Source organism: Pseudenterobacter timonensis, from assembly GCF_900021175.1.
Taxonomy (GTDB): Bacteria; Pseudomonadota; Gammaproteobacteria; order Enterobacterales; family Enterobacteriaceae; genus Enterobacter; species Enterobacter timonensis.
Genome location: NZ_FCOP01000012.1, coordinates 50,728 through 71,807, shown reverse-complemented (window position 1 = coordinate 71,807; position 21,080 = coordinate 50,728). Strand labels below are relative to the sequence as shown.

Annotated in this window: 20 protein-coding genes, 1 other RNA gene and 2 pseudogenes; 8 read left to right on the top strand and 15 right to left on the bottom strand. The window is 55.2% G+C overall.

Annotation, left to right across the window (positions count from 1 at the left end):
* Window positions 1-34: 34 nt before the first annotated feature.
* Genes BN3796_RS13730 through BN3796_RS13720 form a run of 3 tightly spaced genes read right to left on the bottom strand, consistent with a single transcriptional unit; the run spans window position 35 to window position 2,557 of the window.
* Window positions 35-847, bottom strand: a complete 813-nt coding sequence (locus BN3796_RS13730) for a MetQ/NlpA family ABC transporter substrate-binding protein (protein WP_061708923.1) — start codon at window positions 845-847, stop codon at window positions 35-37.
* A gap of 26 nt (window positions 848-873) precedes the next feature.
* Entirely contained in the window at window positions 874-1,542 is a 669-nt protein-coding gene (locus BN3796_RS13725) for a methionine ABC transporter permease (RefSeq protein ID WP_061708922.1), read from the bottom strand.
* Window positions 1,535-2,557, bottom strand: coding sequence for a methionine ABC transporter ATP-binding protein (locus BN3796_RS13720; RefSeq protein WP_061708921.1), 1,023 nt, complete (start codon window positions 2,555-2,557; stop codon window positions 1,535-1,537). The genes BN3796_RS13725 and BN3796_RS13720 overlap by 8 nt, the downstream gene beginning before the upstream one ends.
* Before the next feature lie 229 nt (window positions 2,558-2,786).
* Between BN3796_RS13720 and ynhH the strand changes: the two genes are divergently transcribed.
* The 3 genes from ynhH to lpp all read left to right on the top strand — a co-directional run bounded on the left by ynhH (window position 2,787) and on the right by lpp (window position 5,045).
* A complete protein-coding gene (ynhH, locus tag BN3796_RS21245; RefSeq protein ID WP_456107076.1) occupies window positions 2,787-3,083 on the top strand; it encodes a protein YnhH in 297 nt (98 codons plus the stop codon).
* Window positions 3,084-3,090: 7 nt separating this feature from the next.
* The gene (pykF, locus tag BN3796_RS13715) at window positions 3,091-4,503 is read left to right on the top strand and encodes a pyruvate kinase PykF (RefSeq protein ID WP_061708920.1); all 1,413 of its coding nucleotides are present in this window, start codon (window positions 3,091-3,093) and stop codon (window positions 4,501-4,503) included.
* A gap of 305 nt (window positions 4,504-4,808) precedes the next feature.
* A complete protein-coding gene (gene lpp, locus BN3796_RS13710; protein WP_001082307.1) occupies window positions 4,809-5,045 on the top strand; it encodes a murein lipoprotein Lpp in 237 nt (78 codons plus the stop codon).
* 67 nt (window positions 5,046-5,112) lie between these two features.
* Here the strand turns inward: lpp and ldtE are convergent, their stop codons facing one another.
* From ldtE to sufA, 7 genes are all read right to left on the bottom strand, one after another.
* Window positions 5,113-6,123 (bottom strand): L,D-transpeptidase LdtE, encoded by a 1,011-nt coding sequence (ldtE, locus tag BN3796_RS13705; RefSeq protein WP_061708919.1) that lies wholly within the window; start codon window positions 6,121-6,123, stop codon window positions 5,113-5,115.
* A 96-nt stretch (window positions 6,124-6,219) separates the two neighbouring features.
* A complete protein-coding gene (sufE, locus tag BN3796_RS13700) occupies window positions 6,220-6,636 on the bottom strand; it encodes a cysteine desulfuration protein SufE (RefSeq protein WP_061708918.1) in 417 nt (138 codons plus the stop codon).
* A gap of 14 nt (window positions 6,637-6,650) precedes the next feature.
* Window positions 6,651-7,871 (bottom strand): cysteine desulfurase SufS, encoded by a 1,221-nt coding sequence (sufS, locus tag BN3796_RS13695; RefSeq protein WP_061708917.1) that lies wholly within the window; start codon window positions 7,869-7,871, stop codon window positions 6,651-6,653.
* Window positions 7,868-9,139, bottom strand: coding sequence for a Fe-S cluster assembly protein SufD (sufD, locus tag BN3796_RS13690; RefSeq protein WP_061708916.1), 1,272 nt, complete (start codon window positions 9,137-9,139; stop codon window positions 7,868-7,870). Before sufD ends, sufS begins: the two co-directional genes overlap by 4 nt.
* Window positions 9,114-9,860: a Fe-S cluster assembly ATPase SufC gene (sufC, locus tag BN3796_RS13685; protein WP_061708915.1), complete on the bottom strand. Its 747-nt coding sequence runs from the start codon at window positions 9,858-9,860 to the stop codon at window positions 9,114-9,116. The genes sufD and sufC overlap by 26 nt, the downstream gene beginning before the upstream one ends.
* 9 nt (window positions 9,861-9,869) lie before the next feature.
* Window positions 9,870-11,357, bottom strand: a complete 1,488-nt coding sequence (gene sufB / locus BN3796_RS13680; protein WP_061708914.1) for a Fe-S cluster assembly protein SufB — start codon at window positions 11,355-11,357, stop codon at window positions 9,870-9,872.
* A gap of 8 nt (window positions 11,358-11,365) precedes the next feature.
* Window positions 11,366-11,734 (bottom strand): Fe-S cluster assembly scaffold SufA, encoded by a 369-nt coding sequence (sufA, locus tag BN3796_RS13675; protein ID WP_061708913.1) that lies wholly within the window; start codon window positions 11,732-11,734, stop codon window positions 11,366-11,368.
* A gap of 377 nt (window positions 11,735-12,111) precedes the next feature.
* Between sufA and BN3796_RS13670 the strand changes: the two genes are divergently transcribed.
* Window positions 12,112-12,402, top strand: a complete 291-nt coding sequence (locus tag BN3796_RS13670; protein ID WP_061708912.1) for a YdgH/BhsA/McbA family protein — start codon at window positions 12,112-12,114, stop codon at window positions 12,400-12,402.
* Window positions 12,403-12,630: 228 nt separating this feature from the next.
* Here the strand turns inward: BN3796_RS13670 and BN3796_RS13665 are convergent, their stop codons facing one another.
* The 3 genes from BN3796_RS13665 to ydiJ form a co-directional block, all read right to left on the bottom strand.
* Window positions 12,631-12,819, bottom strand: a complete 189-nt coding sequence (locus tag BN3796_RS13665) for a YdiH family protein (protein ID WP_061709237.1) — start codon at window positions 12,817-12,819, stop codon at window positions 12,631-12,633.
* A gap of 83 nt (window positions 12,820-12,902) precedes the next feature.
* Entirely contained in the window at window positions 12,903-13,313 is a 411-nt protein-coding gene (menI, locus tag BN3796_RS13660) for a 1,4-dihydroxy-2-naphthoyl-CoA hydrolase (RefSeq protein WP_061708911.1), read from the bottom strand.
* A complete protein-coding gene (ydiJ, locus tag BN3796_RS20595; RefSeq protein WP_061708910.1) occupies window positions 13,310-16,366 on the bottom strand; it encodes a D-2-hydroxyglutarate dehydrogenase YdiJ in 3,057 nt (1,018 codons plus the stop codon). Before ydiJ ends, menI begins: the two co-directional genes overlap by 4 nt.
* 190 nt (window positions 16,367-16,556) lie before the next feature.
* On the opposite strand from ydiJ, the gene ydiK reads away from it, so the two are divergent.
* The 3 genes and pseudogenes from ydiK to BN3796_RS13640 form a co-directional block, all read left to right on the top strand.
* Entirely contained in the window at window positions 16,557-17,672 is a 1,116-nt protein-coding gene (gene ydiK, locus BN3796_RS13650; protein ID WP_061709236.1) for an AI-2E family transporter YdiK, read from the top strand.
* 201 nt (window positions 17,673-17,873) lie between these two features.
* Window positions 17,874-17,981, top strand: an RNA gene (gene rprA, locus BN3796_RS13645) — antisense sRNA RprA.
* A gap of 334 nt (window positions 17,982-18,315) precedes the next feature.
* Window positions 18,316-18,429, top strand: a pseudogene (locus BN3796_RS13640) (transposase); the annotation flags it as partial.
* 8 nt (window positions 18,430-18,437) lie between these two features.
* Here BN3796_RS13640 and BN3796_RS13635 read toward each other — a convergent pair.
* A protein-coding gene (locus tag BN3796_RS13635; RefSeq protein WP_148381775.1) for an IS3 family transposase occupies window positions 18,438-19,606 on the bottom strand; the annotation gives its coding sequence in 2 pieces (ribosomal slippage) (window positions 18,438-19,357 and window positions 19,357-19,606; 1,170 coding nt in all).
* A 66-nt stretch (window positions 19,607-19,672) separates the two neighbouring features.
* Here BN3796_RS13635 and BN3796_RS13620 point away from each other — a divergent pair.
* A pseudogene (locus tag BN3796_RS13620) lies at window positions 19,673-20,688 on the top strand (IS3 family transposase); the annotation flags it as partial.
* A 113-nt stretch (window positions 20,689-20,801) separates the two neighbouring features.
* Here the strand turns inward: BN3796_RS13620 and BN3796_RS13615 are convergent.
* The gene (locus BN3796_RS13615; protein ID WP_061708907.1) at window positions 20,802-21,074 is read right to left on the bottom strand and encodes a hypothetical protein; all 273 of its coding nucleotides are present in this window, start codon (window positions 21,072-21,074) and stop codon (window positions 20,802-20,804) included.
* Window positions 21,075-21,080: the final 6 nt, after the last annotated feature.

Below are 21,080 nucleotides of genomic sequence, written 5' to 3'. Positions count from 1 at the left end.
AAGATCTCGCCGGGCCTGCATGTCAGCCGTAAAATCAGTTATTTACCGGGATGACGGCGCCTTTGTATTTGGTGCGGATCCAGTCCTGAATCTCTTTGGAGTGCAGCACATTCACCAGCGCCACAATATCCTTTTTCTTCTCATCGCCGCGATGGACGGTAATGATGTTGGCGTAAGGGTTGTTTTCACCGCTCTCCACCGCGACAGGATCGTGAACCGGATCGAGGCCAGCGTCGATGGCGTAGTTAGCGTTAATCACCACCGCGTCGCCCTCGTCGTTGTTGTACATCTGCGGCAGCAGGGAGGCTTCAACGTTCGGCTGGAAGACGAGTTTTTTCGGGTTCTCGACAATATCGCTGATGCGGGCGGTCACTTTGTCGATGCCTGGTTTCAGCTTAATCACCCCTTCTTTCTCAAAAATAGAGAGGATGCGTCCCTCTTCCGACACGGCGTCGCGCATAATGATTTTGCCGCCTTCCGGCAGATCCTTCAGCGTCTTATATTTTTTGGAGTAGATACCGATAGGCTCGATATGGATCGCGCCCGCGCTGACGAAATCGTACTCTTTATCCCCGGCGTGATCTTTTAGCACGCTGTTCAGATAGGGGATATGCTGGAAATAGTTGGCGTCAATGTCACGCCCCGCCAGCGCGGTGTTCGGCAGAATGTAGTCCTGGAACGGTTTGATCTCCAGATCGATACCCTGTTTCGCCAGAATCGGCTTCGCCTGCTCGAGGATCTCAGCGTGCGGCGTGTTGGAAGCGCCTACGGTCAGGGTGTCGGCCCAGGCGGTCAGGCTCAGGGCGCTAAGGGTGGCGGCAGCTATCAGCGTTAACGTTTTTTTCATGATGTTGGTTCCTGTGTTATCAGAGATTATCTTTTATCTAACAGTGAAGTGAGGATGTCGCCGCAGAACTGGATAATGAAAACGATGATTAAAATCGTCACCGTCGCCACCAGCGTGACATCGTTATGGTTGCGCTGAAAGCCCTCCAGATAGGCCAGGTTGCCCAGCCCGCCCGCACCGATGACCCCCGCCATGGCGCTGTAGCTCACCAGCGCAATCAGCGTCACCGTAATGCCGGAAACCAGCGCGGGGGAGGATTCCGGCAGCAAAACCCGGAAAACCAGCGTACTCATCCGCGCCCCCATCGAACGCGTCGCCTCGATAACCCCTTTGTCCACCTCCCGCAGGGCAATCTCCACCAGGCGGGCATAGAACGGCGCGGCACCCACGATCAGGGCGGGCAGCGCGGCGTTCGCGCCAAGAATGGTGCCCACAATGGTTTTGGTAAACGGGATCAACAGCACAATCAGAATGATGAACGGAATGGAGCGAAAGACGTTCACCACGATGGAGATTGCGCTGTAGAGCAGACGGTGCTGGAACAGCCCGCCGCGCGCGGTCAAAAAGAGCGCCAGCCCGAGGATAATCCCCAGCACAAAGGTGGCGATGCCGGAAAGCGCCGTCATATAGAGCGTCTCCTGGGTGGCGGCCCAGAGCTGCTCCCACTTCAGATGCGGAAAAAATGTCTCAGCCATGTTTGATCACCTCGCCGTCGATATCGCTGTGCTGTAAATCGGCGAGGATATTGTTCAGCTGCTCCTCCGTTGCCGTCACATGTACCCAGAGCTGGCCGAAGAGACCGTGGGCGGTTTGGGTCATTTTGCCGTGCAGGATATTAAACGGCAGGCCGTAGCGCAGGGTTAACTCCCCTACCACCGGCCTGTGGGTGCTCTGCCCGGTAAAGGTCAGGCGGATAACCGTCCCCGGCAGTTCGCGGGCCAGATCCGGGTTGAAGGCCTCCTCTTCGGCATACTGACTCACCTGGCGCACAAACTGGCGGGTGATCGGCTGCTGCGGGTGGGTAAAGAGGCTTAGCACATCCCCCTCTTCCACCACTTTACCGTTCTCCATCACCGCCACACGGTCGCAGATTTTGCGCACCACATGCATTTCATGGGTAATGAGTACGATGGTCAGCCGGAAACGGCGGTTAATGTCTGAGAGCAGGTCGAGAATTTGATCGGTGGTCTGCGGGTCGAGCGCCGAGGTGGCTTCATCGCAAAGCAGCACATCGGGGTTATTGGCCAGCGCGCGGGCGATACCGACGCGCTGCTTTTGCCCACCGCTGAGCTGGGAAGGCCAGGCGTTCTCACGCCCCTTCAGACCGACCAGTTCGATCAGCTCCGCCACGCGGCGTTTGATCTGCGCTTTCGGCACGCCGGCAATCTGCATGGAAAAGGCGATGTTTTCACTTACCGTTCGTGACCAGAGCAGGTTAAAGTGCTGAAAGACCATGCTGATTTTGAGTCGCGCCTGGCGCAGCGCTTCACCTTTCGCAGATGAAATTGTCTGTCCGTTAATCGTCACGCTGCCGGCGGTCGGTTTTTCCAGACCGTTCAGCAGACGAATCAGCGTGCTTTTACCGGCACCGCTGTAGCCGATAATGCCGTAAATCTCCCCCTGTTCCACCGTCAGACTGACGTTATCAACGGCCGTCAGCGCAGCCTTACCGTTGTCAAAAACCTTCGAAATATTCCTGAGTTCAATCATTCTGGCTGTTGTCCGTCACGCAAATAGCGGTTTAGCAGTATGGATGTCCAAATGATAGTAAACAGGCGTTATCATGTTTTAAATGACTAAAATGGAATGGCTTATAACTTCTGGCACTATAGACCTCGCTGTGCGCTTTTCTGCGCTGGTCGCCCGCTTCGCCCGCCGAAGTTGCGCAACGCGGGATAAAAGCAGCCGGTCGAACTTAACGCATTGATAACAATCTTATGTGAAAGTGCACAGATTCTTTTTGAAACGCTGTTTTCATTTTCCTTTTATAGGAAATTCAGCGTATAATACGCGCCAAATCCCTGGTGAATGGTTTCAGCGTTTGGAATACAAAAAACAACGTACAATCTCTCCTCTCTCCCGCTGGGCTGACACACAGGCACACTTTCTTCTGCACGCTCATTTGATGTCACCTATTCTTAGTGCGTGGCACCCAAAATCTCGCAATACCGGTTTGACTCCGCGGCGGTGCGCCCCCGGAGCGCGATGTTCATATCCTTCCCAACTTAAAGACTAAGACTGTCATGAAAAAGACGAAAATTGTTTGCACCATCGGCCCAAAAACCGAATCTGAAGAGATGCTGAGCAAAATGCTGGACGCCGGCATGAATGTTATGCGTCTGAACTTCTCCCACGGTGACTATGCTGAACACGGCCAGCGTATCCAGAATTTGCGCAACGTGATGAGCAAGACCGGTAAAAAAGCGGCTATTCTGCTTGATACCAAAGGTCCGGAAATCCGTACGATCAAGCTGGAAGGCGGTAACGACGTTTCGCTGAAAGCGGGTCAGACCTTTACCTTCACCACGGACAAATCCGTAGTGGGCAACAACGAAATCGTGGCGGTAACCTATGAAGGTTTCACCAGCGATCTCTCCGTTGGCAACACCGTTCTGGTGGATGACGGCCTGATCGGCATGGAAGTGACCGCTATCGAAGGTAACAAGGTCATCTGTAAAGTGCTGAACAACGGCGACCTAGGCGAAAACAAAGGCGTTAACCTGCCGGGTGTTTCCATCGCCCTGCCGGCGCTGGCGGAAAAAGATAAACAGGACCTGATCTTTGGTTGCGAACAGGGCGTTGACTTTGTTGCTGCTTCCTTCATCCGTAAGCGTTCCGATGTGGTTGAGATCCGCGAGCACCTGAAGGCGCACGGCGGCGAAAACATCCAGATCATCTCCAAAATCGAAAACCAGGAAGGCCTGAACAACTTCGACGAAATCCTCGAAGCCTCTGACGGCATCATGGTTGCGCGTGGCGACCTGGGCGTTGAGATCCCGGTTGAAGAGGTTATCTTCGCGCAGAAGATGATGATTGAGAAATGCATCCGCGCGCGTAAAGTGGTTATCACCGCGACCCAGATGCTGGACTCCATGATCAAAAACCCGCGTCCGACCCGTGCGGAAGCAGGCGACGTGGCGAACGCCATCCTCGACGGTACCGATGCAGTTATGCTGTCCGGTGAATCCGCAAAAGGTAAATATCCGCTGGAAGCGGTCTCCATCATGGCGACCATCTGCGAACGTACCGACCGCGTGATGACCAGCCGTCTGGACTTCAACAACGACAGCCGTAAGCTGCGCATCACCGAAGCAGTTTGCCGCGGCGCGGTTGAAACAGCTGAAAAACTGGAAGCGCCGCTGATCGTCGTGGCGACTCAGGGCGGTAAATCGGCGCGTGCCGTACGTAAATATTTCCCGGATGCCACCATCCTGGCGCTGACCACCAATGAACTGACTGCGCGTCAGCTGGTGCTGAGCAAAGGCGTTGTGCCGCAGCTGGTGAAAGAGATCTCCTCCACTGACGACTTCTACCGTCTGGGTAAAGAGCTGGCGGTTACCAGCGGCCTGGCGCAGAAAGGCGACGTGGTTGTAATGGTTTCCGGCGCGCTGGTTCCAAGCGGCACTACCAACACCGCATCCGTACACGTTTTGTAAAATTTCTGATCTATTTAATTTTTCTAAGCGCCCTGCGGGGCGCTTTTTTATTACCGCTGTTAGCCAGTTCTAATGAAAAAGCAAATCGGGTTTCTCTATTTAATGACGATTTATTTAAGGCGAACCCGATGAAAAAAGCCTGTTTTCTCACACTTTTTTCCATTTTTCCGGTCATTTCGATTGTTCTTTGAGCGAACGATCAAAATTAGGCGCATTCCCATCAAAAAAATATTCTCAACCCAAAAAAGTTTGTGTAATACTTGTAACGCTACATGGAGATTAACTCAATCTAGAGGGTATTAATAATGAATCGTACTAAACTGGTACTGGGCGCGGTAATCCTGGGTTCTACTCTGCTGGCTGGTTGCTCCAGCAATGCTAAAATCGATCAGCTGTCTTCTGACGTTCAGACTCTGAACGCTAAAGTTGACCAGCTGAGCAACGACGTGAACGCAATGCGTTCTGACGTTCAGGCTGCTAAAGACGACGCAGCTCGCGCTAACCAGCGTCTGGACAACCAGGCTACTAAATACCGTAAGTAATAGTACCTGTGTTAATAAAATGGCGCACATTGTGCGCCATTTTTTTTACCCGCTTTTTACCGCCCCTCTACTGTACCGCCACTTCCTTTTGACTTTCCGCTAACGCAGCAGCGTTACGGCTGTTTTGTACCGACTGTACGCTCTGGCTGGACGCCGCAGCGCCGTTATTTGAAACCAGCACCGGTATCCCTGCCCGACGGTAGAGCGCCTTATCCACCAGCGTTTTATCGCTGCCCTGCGCCACAAAGGCGGCAAAATCCCCGGATGGCTTAATCGGCGTGGTTTGCGGGTTCTCCCCCTCTACCTGCGCCAGAGGACGATGCACCTCAACGTAGCGCCTGCCGTCCGGCTCTACGGAGTACTTCACCGGCTCATTGATAATCTGTACCCGGGTGCCGACCCGCACCTGTTCAAACAGCGCTTTGATATCCGGCGCGTTCATGCGCATACAGCCGGAGCTTACGCGCAACCCCACGCTGTCCGGCGCGCTGGTGCCGTGAATCAGATATTCGCCGTTGCCTATCCCCAGACGCAGCGCATAGCGCCCCAGCGGGTTATTAGGCCCTGCAGGCACTACGGCGGGCAATTTTATCCCCTGCGCCAGCGAGCGCGCCCGGATGCCCGGCGTCGGGGTCCAGGTTGGATTAGGGATTTTCTGGCTCACGCGGGTGGTGCTGACCGGCGTTTCCAGCCCCAGCTGGCCAATTCCCAGCGGGAAAACCTGAACAATATTTTCTCCCGGCGGATAATAGTAGAGACGCAGCTCTGCGAGGTTAACGACGATCCCCTCCCGTGGCGCATCGGGGAGCAGCATTTGCGAGGGAATGGTGATGGTCGTGCCCGGCGCGGGATAGACCGGGGCGATAGTATTATTGGTTTCCAGAATTAACTGCGCCGCCGTATTAAAACGCCGGGCAATCGTCTGCAGGTTTTTATCCCCTTCCTGAATAACATAGCTCTGGTTCTGACCAATCAACCGGCTGCCTTGCGGCGGCAGGGGATAATCCATCGCCCGGGCTGAATGAAAAGCGCCGAGCGAACCTAAAAGCAAAAGTGTAATAACAGACGCGCGCTTCATGCTGAGATTCCTTATTCACTGGCACGAGACCAGAAAGCTGAAAAAACAGCGAGGCGTCAAGCGCCTCGCAAGCAGAATGAGAGCTGTCTTAAGAGTTTAGCTAATCGTGGCGGCTTTGGAGCGGATTGCGCGAATCATCGCTTCCAGCCCCTGGGAGCGGGAGGGGGTGAGGTGCTGGGTGAGCGCCATTTTTTCAAACCAGGGGCGCACGTCAAAGGCGACAATATCCTGCGCCGACATCTGGTGGTAAAGAATAAAGACCACGGCGATCAGCCCTTTGACAATCGCCGCATCGCTGTCTCCCTCAAGCTCGATCATCCCCTCCGGGTTCTGGCGCATGACAATCCAGACCTGGCTCTGGCAGCCCTGAATGATATTGTCGGGGCTGTGCGCCTCTTCGCTCAGGGCGGGCAGACGCTGACCCAGTTCAATGATATAGAGATACTTCTCTTCCCAGTTTGCGCAACGACTAAAGTTACGCAGCAGTTTTTCTTTATCCGGCAACGCGGCCATCTTTTGCCTCTCTCTTAGCCCAGCAGCTGGTGGATGCGTTTAAGCCCCGCCACCAGCCTGTCGACCTCTTCCGTTGTGTTATACATGACAAACGACGCGCGGCACATGGCGGGCACCTTGTAGAAGGCCATCAGCGGCATCGCGCAGTGATGTCCCGTACGTACCGCCACGCCGTAGTTATCGAGGAAGCTTCCCACGTCATAGGCGTGATGCTTGCCGAGGTTAAACGCGATAACCCCCAGCCGCTCTGCGGGCCCGTAAAGGGTGAGTTCCGGCACGCTGCGCAGCTCCTGCAGCGCATAGCGCATCAGCGACGCTTCATACTCCGCAATCGCCTCCAGACCAATAGCGTTGACATACTCTATCGCTGCCCCCAGCGCGATGATCCCGCCGGTGTTAGGCGTTCCCGCCTCAAAGCGCCACGGCGCCCGGGCGTAGGTGGTTCCCTCGCTCAGGCTGACGCTGGCGATCATCGAACCGCCCCCTTCCCACGGCGGCATCGCCTGCAGAATCGCCTCTTTAACATAGAGTACGCCAATACCGGTGGGGCCGTAGAGCTTATGTCCCGAGAAAACGTAAAAATCGCAGTCCAGCGCCTGAACGTCGACGGTATGGTGCATCACCGCCTGGGCGCCATCCACCAGCACTTTCGCCCCCGCCTGATGCGCTCTGGCGATAATCTCCGCAACGGGGTTTTCGCATCCCAGTACGTTGGAGACCTGGGTCACCGCCACCAGCCGCGTGCGCGCATCCAGGAGCGTATCGAGTTGCTCCAGCCGCAGCGTGCCGTCCGGGTTTAGCTCCACCACGCGTAGCTGCGCGCCGGTGCGCTCACAGAGGAGCTGCCACGGCACGATGTTGGCATGATGCTCCATCTGCGTGATAACGATATTATCCCCTGCCCCCACCTCAGCCGAGCCCCAGCTGTTGGCGACAAGGTTAATCCCTTCGGTGGTGCCACGCACAAAGACCAGCTCTTCGGGCGAGCCGGCGTTGATAAACGCGGCGACCTGATTACGCACCTGCTCCATACGCTGCGTGGCTTCGGCGCTGAGGGTATGAATGCCCCGGTGGACCGCGGCGTAGCCCCCGCGGTAAAAATCGGCCTCGGCGTCGATGACCTGATTTGGTTTCTGCGCGCTGGCGGCGCTGTCGAGATAGGCTAGCGGCTGACCGTTCACCTCCCGGCTAAGGATCGGGAAATCCGCCCGCACTTTCTCTATCGGAAAATTCATGCGCCACCTCCGGGCAGACGCTGGCCAATACGCGCCAGCACCTGCTGTTGTAAGGCCTCGTCGTCGATCGCTTCCGTCAGCTCTGCGGCAAAGGCATAGATAATCATCTTCTGCGCCGCCTGCTGGTCGATCCCGCGCGAGCGCAGATAGAACATCTGTTCTTCATCGATCCGGCCCACGGTCGCTCCGTGGCTGCACTTCACATCATCGGCGTAGATTTCAAGCTGCGGCTTGGTGTCCACCTCCGACAGCTTGCCCAGCAGCAGGTTGTTATTGGTCATCTGCCCGTCGGTTTTGATGGCGTGTTGCGCCACGTTAATCAGGCCGTTAAAGACCGCCCGCCCTTTGTCACTGACGATAGTCTTATGCAACTGCCGACTGGTGCAGTAGCCCTTGTTGTGTGCAAGCCATGTGCGGGTGTCGCACACCTCCGATTTCACCGGCATCGCCAGGCTGTTGATATTCAGCGTGGTGTTTTCCCCGTTAAGCTGGGTGCTGGTATGGTGGCGTAACACCACGCCGCCCAGCAGGAAGCTGTGGCTGCTGGCCGACGCATCCGCCGCCAGCAGCAGATCGTTATGGGCGAAGTGGTGGCTGACCGGGTTCTCGAAGGCCAGCTTGAAATGGCGCAGATGAGCATTCGGCGCGACATTCATGGTCAGTCGCGCGCCGGTAAAGTGCTTCGCGTCGCTCAGGCTGACGTAGTGCTCTATGATGGTCGCCTCGGCCCCCGCCTCCAGCTCCAGATGGTGACGATAGTGCGCGGTATTCACCTCATCGCCCTCCGCCCCCTGGGTGATATGCATCAGCAGCAACGGCTTAGCGGGCCGCTGGTTACGCTTCACGCGGATATGGGTTACGGTTTGCGATAGGCTTTCGGTGAGGTGAAGGAAAACTTCCGGCTGAACCGGTGCGGGCAGGTCGCGACGCTCGTCATTCACCGCCAGAATCACGTCATGCTGATCCAGGCTGTCGCTCAGATCGGCCCGAAAAGCGCCATCGACAAAGACCAGCCGGATGGCGTCAAGGGTTAACGCCAGCGCGTCCCGCTGCTGCGGCGTCACCGCCGTCTGACGGGCGACGAACTGGCTGTTAACCAGCCCTTCCAGCGGCGTATATTTCCAGTTTTCCTGTTTGCGGGTCGGCAGGCCGAGGCGCAGCATCTGCTGAAGGTGCTGCTGCGCCTGCCCGGAACGTGCCTGGCCCTGCGCTTCAAAGAGGCGATGCCACTGCTGCAGCGCGTTACTGCTGTTCGGTAAGCCAGCCATAGCCCTGCTCCTCCAGCTGTTTCACCAGCGTAAAGTCGCCGGATTTCACAATGCGGCCCTGATAGAGCACGTGAACATGGTCCGGCTTGATATAGTCAAGAATGCGCTGGTAGTGGGTGACGATGATAAAGGCACGTTTGCCGTCGCGCAGGGCATTCACCCCTTCCGCAACGATCTTCAGGGCATCGATATCCAGCCCGGAGTCGGTTTCATCGAGGATGCAGAGTTCAGGCTCCAGTACCGCCATCTGCAGGATATCGTTGCGTTTTTTCTCGCCCCCGGAAAATCCAACGTTGACCGAGCGGGTGAGCAGATCTTCCGGCATCTTCAGCAGCTTAATCTTCTCTTCCATCAGATCCTGAAAATCGAAACGATCCAGCTCCTCCTGCCCGCGGTATTTGCGTACCGCGTTAAGGGAGGTCTGCAGAAAGAATTGATTGCTGACGCCGGGAATTTCCACCGGATACTGGAAGGCCATAAAGATGCCTTCCCCGGCGCGCTCTTCCGGGGAGAGCGCCAGCAGATCTTTGCCCTTAAAGTCGACCGTACCGCCGGTGACCTCATAATCTTCCCGTCCCGCCAGCGTCGCGGAAAGGGTACTTTTGCCGGAGCCGTTCGGCCCCATAATCGCGTGCACCTCGCCCGGACGGACCTCAAAATTAAGCCCACGGAGGATCGCTTTATCTTCCACGCTGACCTGTAAATCTTTAATGCTTAACATGTCAATTCCTTAACCGACGCTGTGCTCAAGACTGATGGCTAACAATTTTTGCGCTTCAACGGCAAATTCCAGCGGCAGCTCGGAAAAGACGTCTTTGCAAAAGCCGTTAACAATCATGGATATCGCATCTTCTTCGCTGATGCCGCGCTGCAGACAGTAGAACAGCTGATCCTCCCCGATACGGGAGGTGGTCGCTTCGTGCTCCAGCTGGGCGCTGTTGTTACGACACTCTACATAAGGGAAGGTGTGCGCGCCGCAGTCGGCGCCAATCAGCATCGAGTCGCACTGGGTAAAGTTGCGGGCGTTCGTGGCGGTCGGCATAATTTTGACCAGTCCGCGATAGCTGTTCTGGCTGTGCCCGGCTGAGATCCCCTTGGAGATAATGGTCGAGCGGGTGTTTTTGCCGATATGGATCATCTTGGTGCCGGTATCGGCCTGCTGATGGCCGCTGGTCAGCGCCACGGAGTAGAACTCGCCGATGGAGTTGTCGCCACGCAGAATGCAGCTGGGGTATTTCCAGGTGATGGCCGAGCCGGTCTCCGACTGCGTCCAGGACATTTTGCTGTTTTCCCCTTCGCATAATGCACGCTTGGTGACGAAGTTCAGTATGCCGCCGGTGTTGTTATCCCCCGGGAACCAGTTCTGTACGGTGGAGTATTTTACTTCAGCATCTTTGTGAATGATGACTTCCACCACCGCCGCATGCAGCTGGTAGCTGTCGCGTACCGGGGCGGAGCACCCTTCGATGTAGCTCACATAGCTGCCTTCATCCGCCACCAGGATGGTGCGCTCGAACTGGCCGGTCTTTTCAGCATTGATGCGGAAATAGGTAGAGAGCTCCATCGGGCAACGCACCCCTTTCGGCACATAGATAAAGGTGCCGTCGGACGCGACCGCCGCGTTGAGCGCCGCAAAGAAGTTATCGTTGCCGGGCACCACGGTGCCGAGATACTTCTGGACCAGTTCAGGGTGATCGTGAATTGCCTCCCCGAAGGAGCAAAAGATGATCCCCTGCGCGGCGAGTTTTTCGCGGTAGGTGGTGGCAACCGACACGGAGTCGAAAATGGCATCTACCGCCACCTCTTTCCCTTCGCGGACCGGCACGCCGAGCTGCTCGAAGGCCTCCTCCACCTCTTTACTCAGGAAGCTGTTGGCGCCGGTCTGCTGTACCGCCCCCGGCTGGGAAGCGCAAGTGTCGTCGCAACTCCCGCAGGAGGGCGCGGAGTAGTAGCTGTAATCCTGGTAGTTGAGCTTGTCATAATGGGCCTTCAGCCAGTGCGGCTCTTCCATCTCAAGCCACGCGCGGTAAGCGTTGAGACGAAACTCCAGCATCCACTCCGGTTCATTGCGACGCGCGGAGATGGCGCGCACCACCTCTTCGCTGATCCCTTTCGCCAGCTCGTCGGTCTGCAGACGGGTGAAGAAGCCCTCTTTATAGTTGAGGTGCCCGCCGCTCCAGGTGTTGACATCGTCAGTTGCTTCACTATTACGAGACATAGTACCGCCTATACCCCAAAGCTTTCGCCGCAGCCGCATTCGTTCTGGGCTTTTGGGTTATGAAATTTGAAAATCTGATTTAAACCTTCGCGAACGAAGTCGACTTCCGTGCCGTCAATAAAAGGCATCGCCTGAAGCGGCACATAGAGCTTCGCGCCGTCGGTTTCGAACAGCAGATCGTCTTTCTGCGGCTCGGTCACCGTATCCAGCACATAGCCAAAGCCCGCGCAGCCGGTCTGCTTAACACCGAGACGCAGGCCAAGCATCTCCGGTTGTTTCGCCATCAGCTCGTGAATATGCGCCGCCGCCGCGGGCGTAAGCGTCAGGCCACGCCAGGTAAAATCAGCCGGGTTAAAGGTTTCTGATTGCAATTCCATAGGTTCACCTCATCTGTTGAGCCTCAGGGCATAACATCATGTTAGTGATAACGATTATCACTTCAACCCCCTGAGAGCAGGGGCTTTCCTCCTCCCTGCCCTTTTTAACGGCTTTCATTAAGCATAGACCCTGCATGACGAGAGGAAAGCACTGTAACCAATTGATTAATGCATTGAATAGAAAAGGATTTTCATGATTCGCAGGTCGCAAATAAAAGAAAAGGAAAAGATGTATCGAAAACACCTATTTTTGAGATAGGGGGTAAGCCGGACGGGAAAATCATGGTCAAGAGAGGTGGCGTTTCGCTCGATAAAGAATGGTCTACACTTAACGGGCGTAGTGCAAACGCTAATTCCCATCAACAAGGATGCATACAATGAAAAAATATACTCTGGTTGCTTCTCTGCTCATCTCCGCAGTTTCCTCCGGCGCTATGGCGGCCGATTCGGTCTCTAAGGAAGAGGTCGATCATTTTAAACTGGTGAAAATCGGCACCGTGAACGTCTCTCAGTCTGGCGGAGCTATCTCCTCCCCGAGCGATCTGAAAGATAAGTTATCCGATCTGGCGGATGAAAAAGGCGGGAAATACTATCACATCGTAGCGGCGCGCCAGCATGGCCCAAACTTTGAAGCCGTGGCGGACGTCTACAAAGATGCTGATAAGTAATAAAGCTTTATAAAACAAACGGCCAGAGCTGCATAACAGTTCTGACCGTTCGTTATCCCACCCGGCGCTTATCTCCGGCACTCATCTGGCTTAGCTCTTGAAGGGATGTAAGAATATTCTCATAAACCGGCGAGGCAGATTTAACATAAACTGCTATCCGCGCAATTTTTCGCCTGCAAGAACGACAAAAGGCCGCCGGGGCGACCTTATACCTGTACTCTCACGCGCTTAATGGACGCCCATCCGCCATGCGAAGTAGATCTCTTCTTTCAGCTCCATGGAGGAGAGCGCCAGCAGATCGGCAAACTCCAGCTCAAGCTGTCTCAGGCGCTTAAGGTACTGCGCCGGGGAGAGATTGCTGTTATCGCGGCGTAAAAACTCAATCGCCAGTTGGGTCGGGTTTAGCTCGGTATCCATAATTTCCTCGTTCATGTACAAAACCTGACCAGTATATCACGTTTTCATGCGCGTTTTTTGACCAGATGCAAAACAAACCGCATTCACACCACGGCGGTGGTGAGTCGCGACGTGCAGCACAGCCTTCCCTGCTCGTCAAAAATGTCGATCTGCCAGACCTGATGTCGGCTGCCGGTATGGAGCGCGCGGCAGACGCCGCGCACGCGGCCGCTGCGCACCGCGCGGAGGTGGTTGGCATTCACCTCCAGCCCCACCACCTTCTGCTCATCCTCGGTACAGAGATAGCCTGCGACCGAGCCGAGTGTTTCCGCCAGTACCACCGACGCGCCGCCGTGCAGCAGGCCAAACGGCTGCTGCGTCCGGCTGTCGACCGGCATGGTGGCTTCCAGTTCGTTGTCACCGATGCGCGTAAACTGAATATCCAGCAGCCCGACCATATTGCCCTCGCTCATGGCGTTCAGCGTCGGGAGGGTGACCGCGCGTTTCCAGATCATCCGGCTATCTCCAGCAGGGCCTGTAGCGGATGGCGCACGCCGTTGCCCTCAAAGCGTTTCACCTGGCTGCGGCAGGAATAGCCGGTTGCCAGGCAGCGGTTACGCGGCAGACGCTGCATCGCCTGGTGCCAGGAAAGTTCATAGATGCCGAGCGAACTGGCGTGATTTTTCACCTCATGTCCGTAGGTACCCGCCATTCCGCAGCAGCCGACGCTCACGTTCTCAAGCTTCGCCCCGAAGCGGGCGAAGATGGCGGCCCACTGCGCCGGCGCACCGGGTACGGCGGTGACTTCGGTGCAGTGGCCGAAAAGATACCAGGGCTCGCCACTGACCGTTTGCGGCGCAACGTTATCCCCGAGCGCAGCCAGCCACTCCTGAACCAGCAAGACGTGAAAATCACCGCGCTTCTCCCCCAGCGTCTGGCGATACTCATCGCGATAACAAAGCACCAGCGCCGGATCGACGCCGACCATCGGCATCCCCAGCGCCGCTACCCGGTTGAGGAAATCTGCGGTTTTTTGCGCCGTTCTGGCGAAGCGGGTCAGGAAGCCTTTGATATGCTGCGCCTTACCGTTTGGCGAGAAGGGCAGCACCACCGGCTGATAGCCGAGCTTTTCTGCCAGACGGACAAAATCGGCCACCACCTGCGCCTCGTAATAGCTGGTGAACGGGTCCTGTACCACCAGCACGGTTTTTGCTTTCTGCTCGTCGCTCAGCGCCTCAAGCTGCTCCAGCGTCATGTTGGCGCTGGCGTGCCCCACCAGCTGGCGCTGCAGCGAAGGGGTGGAGAGCAGCGGCAGATCCACCATACCGATATGCTTCTCGGAGAGCTTGCGCACCAGCGGCTGGCTGATAAAAAAGTTGAAGGTTTTCGGCGCGCGCGCCATCAGCGGCGCATAGCTCTCCACCGTCGCCACCAGATGATCGCGGACCGGGCGCAGATAGCGAGTGTGGTAAAGCTGTAAAAAGCGTGAGCGGAACTCCGGGACGTCGATCTTAATCGGGCACTGGGTCGAGCAGGCTTTGCAGGCGAGACACCCGGACATCGCCTCTTTTACCTCATGGGAAAAATCATACTCCCCTTTGCGCGCGTGCCAGCTGTTACGGGAGCGCTCGATCAACGTGCGCAGGCTGGCGCGCTTTTCCGGCAGATTTTTTTCGAGAGTCAGGGGATCGACGCCGCGATCGGCCAGCAGCCGCAGCCATTCGCGTACCAGCGTCGCGCGCCCTTTCGGGGAGTGGATACGATTGCTGGTGATTTTCATCGACGGACACATGGGGCTTTTCACATCGAAGTTAAAGCAGAGACCGTTACCGTTGCACTCCATCGCGCCGCGCCAGGCAGTACGCACCGCAATCGGGATCTGCCGATCAAAGGTGCCACGCTTGACGGCGTCGACTTTCATCATCGGCGCGTCAACGCCTGCCGGGGGGCAGATCTTGCCGGGATTAAGCCGGTTTTGCGGATCGAATGCCGCCTTCACCTTACGCAGCTCCCCATACAGCCGCTCGCCGAAAAAGGCCGGGCTGTATTCGGCACGAAAACCTTTACCATGTTCACCCCACAGCAGGCCGCCATATTTCGCGGTCAGCGCCACCACCTCATCGGAGATCTGCTTCATCAGCATCTCCTGGCGGGGATCGCACATATCCAGGGCGGGGCGTACATGCAGCACGCCGGCATCCACATGACCAAACATACCGTAGCTCAGGCCGTGACCGTCAAGCAGCGCCCGGAACTCGGCGATATAGTCGGCCAGATGTTCTGGCGGTACGCAGGTATCTTCGGCAAAAGGAATCGGTTTGGCGGCGCCCTTCGCGTTACCGAGCAGGCCGACCGCTTTTTTACGCATCGCGTAGATCCGCTCGATACCAGCGAGATCGCTGCAGAGCTGCCAGCCAATCACCCCGCCCTCTTCCCGCGCGATCAGTTCATCGAGACGGCGGCAGAGAGCCGCCACCTGGCCGTCAATCAGTTCAGCATCATCGCCGGCAAATTCAACGATATTCAGACCCAGCATCTCTTTATCCGGAACATCGGTGATCAGCTCGCTTACCGAATGCCAGACAATATCCTCCCGCGCCAGGTTTAGCACTTTGGAGTCGACGGTTTCCACTGACAGCGCCCGGGCTTCCACCATAAAGGGGGCGTTACGCAGCGCGGAGTCGAAGGAGCGGTATTTAACGTTAACCAGCCGACGCACTTTCGGCAGGCGGGTAATGTCGAGCCGCGCCTCGGTGACGAAAGCGAGCGTTCCTTCCGAGCCGGTGATAATGCGGGTCAGGTCAAACTGGCTCATCTCGTCGTTAAAGACGTGGCGCAGGTCGTAACCGGTGAGAAAACGGTTAAGTTTCGGAAAGCTCTCGAGGATCAGCTGACGGTTGTCGCGACAACTCTCCAGCACGCTGCGGTAGATGCGGCCCGTAGCCGTATTCTCTTCAGCCAGCGTTTCAGCCAGCGCAACCGGCATCGGCTGCGTATCAAGTATATCGCCCCCCAGCAGGACGGCCCGGATGCCCATCACGTGGTCGGACGTTTTGCCGTAGACCAGCGAGCCCTGGCCCGAAGCGTCCGTATTGATCATCCCGCCCAGCGTGGCGCGGTTGCTGGTGGAGAGCTCAGGTGAGAAGAAGTAGCCGTAGGGCTTCAGAAACTGATTAAGCTGATCTTTAATGACGCCCGCCTCAACGCGCACCCACCCCTCTTCAGCATTCATCTCGATAATGCGGTTCATATAACGCGACATATCGATAATGATGCCCTGGTTAAGGGACTGGCCGTTGGTGCCGGTACCGCCGCCGCGGGGGGTGAAGATTAAAGAAGCGAAACGCTCCTGCGCCGCCAGCCGGGCGATAAGCGCCACATCTGCGGTCGAACGGGGGAAAACCACCGCATCGGGAAGGAGCTGATAGATACTGTTGTCCGTCGCCATAGTAAGCCTGTCGGCATAACTTGTGGCGGTATCACCTGTAAAACCCTGTTGCTCCAGTGCCTGCAAAAAATTGAGCACCAGCTGAACGACGCCCGGTGCCTGAGAAATCTGTGGGATCATTACTGTCGACCCTGATAGTTGTAGATAATCGTTTGCGTTGTCTCGTCATTTTGTATCACATTTTTTTCTTATGCGCCCGGGAGAATTACTGGCATAATCCGCCTGTCAAAAATAGCTGAAATCACTCATCATTTAAGGGATCGGCTAACTATTTACGCCAGCGCAGCTGGTGAATATTAAAGGTAAATTTATGGTCACTCTTCGTCAGCCCAGGGATGTCGCGCAGATTTTGCTGTCGGTACTGTTTTTAGCCGTCATGATTGTGGCATGCCTGTGGATTGTTCAGCCTTTTATTCTGGGATTCGCCTGGGCCGGTACGGTGGTCGTCGCCACCTGGCCGCTTCTGTTGCGTTTACAAAAAATCCTCTTTGGCCGCCGCGCGCTGGCGGTTCTGGTCATGACCCTGCTGCTTTTCCTGCTGTTTATTATTCCCATCGCGCTGCTTGTCAATAGCCTGGTCGACAGCAGCGGGCCTGTTATTCGCTCCATTACCAGCGGGGAGATGACGGTGCCTGATCTGGCCTGGTTGCACAGTATTCCGCTGGTGGGGGAGCGGCTCTACGGTGCCTGGCATAGCCTGCTGGAGATGGGCGGTAGCGCGATTATGGCAAAGGTGCGTCCCTATATTGGCGCCACGACTACCTGGTTTGTCGGCCAGGCGGCGCATATTGGCCGTTTTATGATGCACTGCGCCCTGATGCTGGTCTTTAGCGCCCTGCTCTACTGGCGCGGGGAGCATGTTGCCCTGGGGATACGTCATTTCGCTACCCGCCTTGCCGGAGAACGTGGGGATGCCGCTGTACTGCTGGCGGCGCAGGCGGTTCGCGCCGTGGCGCTGGGCGTGGTCGTCACCGCGCTGGTGCAGGCGATACTGGGCGGCATCGGGCTGGCTATCTCCGGCGTGCCCTATGCAACGATTTTTACCGTGGTGATGGTGCTTACCTGTCTGGTTCAGCTTGGGCCGCTGCTGGTACTCGTTCCCTGCATCATCTGGCTCTACTGGAGCGGGGATACCACCTGGGGAACGGTGCTGCTGGTATGGAGTTGCGTAGTGGGAACCATGGATAACGTCATTCGCCCGGTGCTTATTCGTATGGGTGCCGACCTGCCGCTCATCCTGATCCTTTCAGGCGTTATCGGCGGACTGATCGCCTTTGGCATGATTGGCCTCTTTATCGGCCCGGTACTGCTCGCGGTGACGTGGCGACTCTTTGCGGCCTGGGTTCATGAGATTCCGCCGCCCGCCACTGACCCGGACGTGCTTCTTCACGAACTGGAAGAGCTGGAAGAGAAAAACCAGCAGTAACGCTTGCTCCCGGGCGGCCCTGCGCTGCCCGGTCAACCCTTACCACACTTTAGCCATGCTAATCTTTTTACCTTCCAGACACGGCTTCTCGCCACTCTTTCGTGAGTAATCGCCTCATTTGCCTCGCAAAAACATCACTCTTTTTAAACTATTGAGACGAATCTGATCGACGCAAAAAGCCGACGCACATAGTATTAAGACACGGTTATAAATCAAGGCCTTGATTTATAAACATGGAAATCCCCTGAGTGAAATAACGAATTGCTGTGTGTAGTCTTTGCCCATCTCCCACGATGGGCTTTTTTTTCAGTAACTTACAATGCTCTGTAGGGCTATAGTGTGCAAACTGTGTGAAGTGCAAAAAATGCTGTTCTTTCCCTTCCCTTATAAATCAACCATTTAAACTGTGTGCATATTGTTTCTGTTTGTGTGACAGATACAAGAAAACCGCCCTTTAAGGCGGCTTCTCTCTTACTGGATTGTCCAGTTTAATTGGGTTGAATCATATTCGTTTCCGTGGGTGTCTTTCACCATTCACAGAGTAGTTAACCGTTCCTGCTTTGTTGTAGGACTGACCTGCTCCCCGTTGATTAATACACCGCGATGTTAGTAATGTCTTCATAAGCCACATGAGGACATCCCCATGAAGAAGCGTTTTTCCGACGAACAGATCATCAACATTCTTCGCGAAGCGGAAGCCGGAGTTTCTGCCCGTGAGCTCTGCCGCAAGCACGCCATTTCCGACGCCACCTTTTACTGTAGTGGTCAACTAAAACTGGCCACGGCTTTAGATTTTTTCCAGTATCGGTTTTCCGATTCGTTTGGCGGTAACCCACCGTTATAGTCATGCGGCCTGAGCGAGCTGTAATACCCGACGATATAGTCTGTGATCGCATGAGCAGCTTCGCTAAAGTTTATATAGCCTGTCACTGGCACCCACTCGTTTTTCAGACTTCTGAAGAAGCGTTCCATCGGGCTGTTATCCCAGCAGTTTCCGCGTCGGCTCATACTTTGCCTGATCCGGTAACGCCACAATAACTGCCGGAACTGCCTGCTTGTGTAGTGGCTACCCTGATCACTGTGGAACATCACTCCTGCTGGTTTACCTCGGGTTTCCCACGCCATTTCCAGCGCTTTGATGGTTAGCTTGCTGTCCGGTGAGAATGACATTGCCCAGCCTACCGGTTTCCTGGCGAACAGATCGAGAACAACGGCGAGGTAAGCCCATCGCCTGCCTGTCCAGATATACGTCACATCGCCGCACCACACCTGATTAGGCTCTGTCACTGCGAACTGTCGCTCAAGGCGATTCGGGATAGAGATGTGTTCATGACCACTACGTTTATATCGGTGGGTCGGCTGCTGACAACTCACCAGACCCAGTTCTTTCATGATCCTTCCGGCAAGCCAGCGTCCCATTCTGAAGCCTCTCAGGGTTGCCATAATGGCGATACTTCTCGCGCCAGCAGAGCCATGGCTAATGTTATGCAGCTCCAGAACCTGACTACGTAATACAGCCCGCTTGCCGTCTGGCTTTTCAGGGCTATTTTTCCAGTATTTGTAACTGCTGCGATGAACCCCGAACACGTGGCAAAGTGTGACCACAGGATACTGCGCCCTGAGTTTCTCGATTAACGAGAACTGTTCAGGGAGTCTGACATCAAGAGCGCGGTAGCCTTTTTTAATATTTCATTTTCCATTTCAATACGTTGTAGCTTTTTCTTCAGCTCACGTATTTCAATCTGTTCCGGGGTTATAGGGGAGGCTTTAGGTATTTTACCCTGTCGTTCATCCCGCAACTGCTTTACCCATCGAGTCATGGTAGAAAGACCCACATCCATAGCACTGGCCGCAGCTGTAACGGTGTAGTTCTGATCAAGGACCAGTTGAGCGGATTCGCGTTTAAACTCTGCGCTGAAATTTCTTTTTTTCATTGAGGCACCTGTAATGTTCTGAGATGAGCATATCACCTCTGTTCAGGTGGCCAAATTCAGTAAACCACTACATACACCTGGCGCAAGAAGTTTGGTGGCATGGAAGTTCCTGAGGTGAAGCGGCTTAAATCTCTTGAAGAGGAGAACGCCCGCCTCAAGAAGCTGCTTGCCGAAGCCATGCTGGATAAGGAGGCACTTCAGGTGGCTCTGGGGCGAAAGTACTGACGACAGACCAGAAGCGGGAAGCTGTTGAGTTTATGTGTGATGCGACCGGTCTGTCGCAACGTCGTGCCTGCAGGCTTACAGGTTTGTCTCTGTCGACCTGCCGCTATGAGGCTCAGCGCCCGGCGGCTGATGCGCATTTATCAGGGCGCATCACTGAGCTGGCACTGGAGCGCAGGCGTTTTGGCTACCGTCGCATCTGGCAGTTACTGCGCCGTGAAGGCCTTCATATTAATCACAAGCGCGTGTACCGCCTTTATCATCTGAACGGGCTGAGCGTAAAACGCAGACGACGTCGTAAAGGGCTGGCAACAGAACGTCTGCCGCTGCTCCGCCCGGCGGCGCCCAACCTGACCTGGTCGATGGATTTCGTCATGGACGCGCTGGCCACCGGTCGCAGGATCAAGTGCCTGACCTGTGTGGACGACTTCACGAAGGAGTGTCTGACAATTACCATCGCATTCGGGATTTCAGGCATTCAGGTCACGCGTATTCTGGACAGCATTGCACTGTTTCGGGGCTATCCGGCGACGATAAGAACTGACCAGGGACCGGAGTTCACCTGCCGCGCACTGGATCAATGGGCCTTTGAGCATGGCGTGGAGCTGCGGCTTATCCAGCCCGGCAAGCCGACACAGAACGGATTTATTGAGAGTTTTAACGGACGCTTTCGCGATGAATGTCTGAATGAACACTGGTTCAGCGATATCGTTTACGCCAGGAAAATCATTAATGACTGGCGGCAGGATTATAACGAGTGTCGTCCACATTCAGCACTGAATTATCAGACGCCATCAGAGTTTGCAGCACGGTGGCGAAATGGAGAATGTGAAGGTAAACAAACCGACATTACTAACTGAAGGTTGTATCTAATACTGGGGGCAGGTCAGTATGAGTAAATAAATAAAAAGAGACACTGAAAGAAAATAATAAAATAAAAACAAATAAAAAAAGGCCTATCAAAAGATAGACCTTAAAAGAAACGCTGATAGAAAAGAAAAGATTCTTTACCAAATGCTTTCAATTCAAACATATCAGCACTAGATAGCAAGGTAACAATTTCCGTAACTTGCAATAGCTGGTTTCTGGCATATTCGATAGGCTCTAACACTTCTTTCTTGAATGCTTTCATATCTTCATCTTTAACATATTGCTCAGAGAAGAAAGTTGCATTCATGATATCGTTTTCAGCCTCACGAATAGCAGTGTTAATCATCCTGCTTAAATGCTCTCGGTCTAAACGCATAAAACA

Coding starts and splice junctions, on each gene's coding strand:
- BN3796_RS13665 (WP_061709237.1), bottom strand. CDS start 12,819: ATGGATACCGAGCTAAACCCGACCCAACTGGCGATTGAGTTTTTACGC.
- sufE (WP_061708918.1), bottom strand. CDS start 6,636: ATGGCCGCGTTGCCGGATAAAGAAAAACTGCTGCGTAACTTTAGTCGT.
- sufB (WP_061708914.1), bottom strand. CDS start 11,357: ATGTCTCGTAATAGTGAAGCAACTGACGATGTCAACACCTGGAGCGGC.
- BN3796_RS13670 (WP_061708912.1), top strand. CDS start 12,112: ATGAAAAAATATACTCTGGTTGCTTCTCTGCTCATCTCCGCAGTTTCC.
- pykF (WP_061708920.1), top strand. CDS start 3,091: ATGAAAAAGACGAAAATTGTTTGCACCATCGGCCCAAAAACCGAATCT.
- BN3796_RS13730 (WP_061708923.1), bottom strand. CDS start 847: ATGAAAAAAACGTTAACGCTGATAGCTGCCGCCACCCTTAGCGCCCTG.
- ldtE (WP_061708919.1), bottom strand. CDS start 6,123: ATGAAGCGCGCGTCTGTTATTACACTTTTGCTTTTAGGTTCGCTCGGC.
- BN3796_RS13615 (WP_061708907.1), bottom strand. CDS start 21,074: ATGCGTTTAGACCGAGAGCATTTAAGCAGGATGATTAACACTGCTATT.
- lpp (WP_001082307.1), top strand. CDS start 4,809: ATGAATCGTACTAAACTGGTACTGGGCGCGGTAATCCTGGGTTCTACT.
- ydiJ (WP_061708910.1), bottom strand. CDS start 16,366: ATGATCCCACAGATTTCTCAGGCACCGGGCGTCGTTCAGCTGGTGCTC.
- menI (WP_061708911.1), bottom strand. CDS start 13,313: ATGATCTGGAAACGCGCGGTCACCCTCCCGACGCTGAACGCCATGAGC.
- BN3796_RS13720 (WP_061708921.1), bottom strand. CDS start 2,557: ATGATTGAACTCAGGAATATTTCGAAGGTTTTTGACAACGGTAAGGCT.
- sufS (WP_061708917.1), bottom strand. CDS start 7,871: ATGAATTTTCCGATAGAGAAAGTGCGGGCGGATTTCCCGATCCTTAGC.
- sufC (WP_061708915.1), bottom strand. CDS start 9,860: ATGTTAAGCATTAAAGATTTACAGGTCAGCGTGGAAGATAAAGCGATC.
- ydiK (WP_061709236.1), top strand. CDS start 16,557: ATGGTCACTCTTCGTCAGCCCAGGGATGTCGCGCAGATTTTGCTGTCG.
- BN3796_RS13725 (WP_061708922.1), bottom strand. CDS start 1,542: ATGGCTGAGACATTTTTTCCGCATCTGAAGTGGGAGCAGCTCTGGGCC.
- sufA (WP_061708913.1), bottom strand. CDS start 11,734: ATGGAATTGCAATCAGAAACCTTTAACCCGGCTGATTTTACCTGGCGT.
- sufD (WP_061708916.1), bottom strand. CDS start 9,139: ATGGCTGGCTTACCGAACAGCAGTAACGCGCTGCAGCAGTGGCATCGC.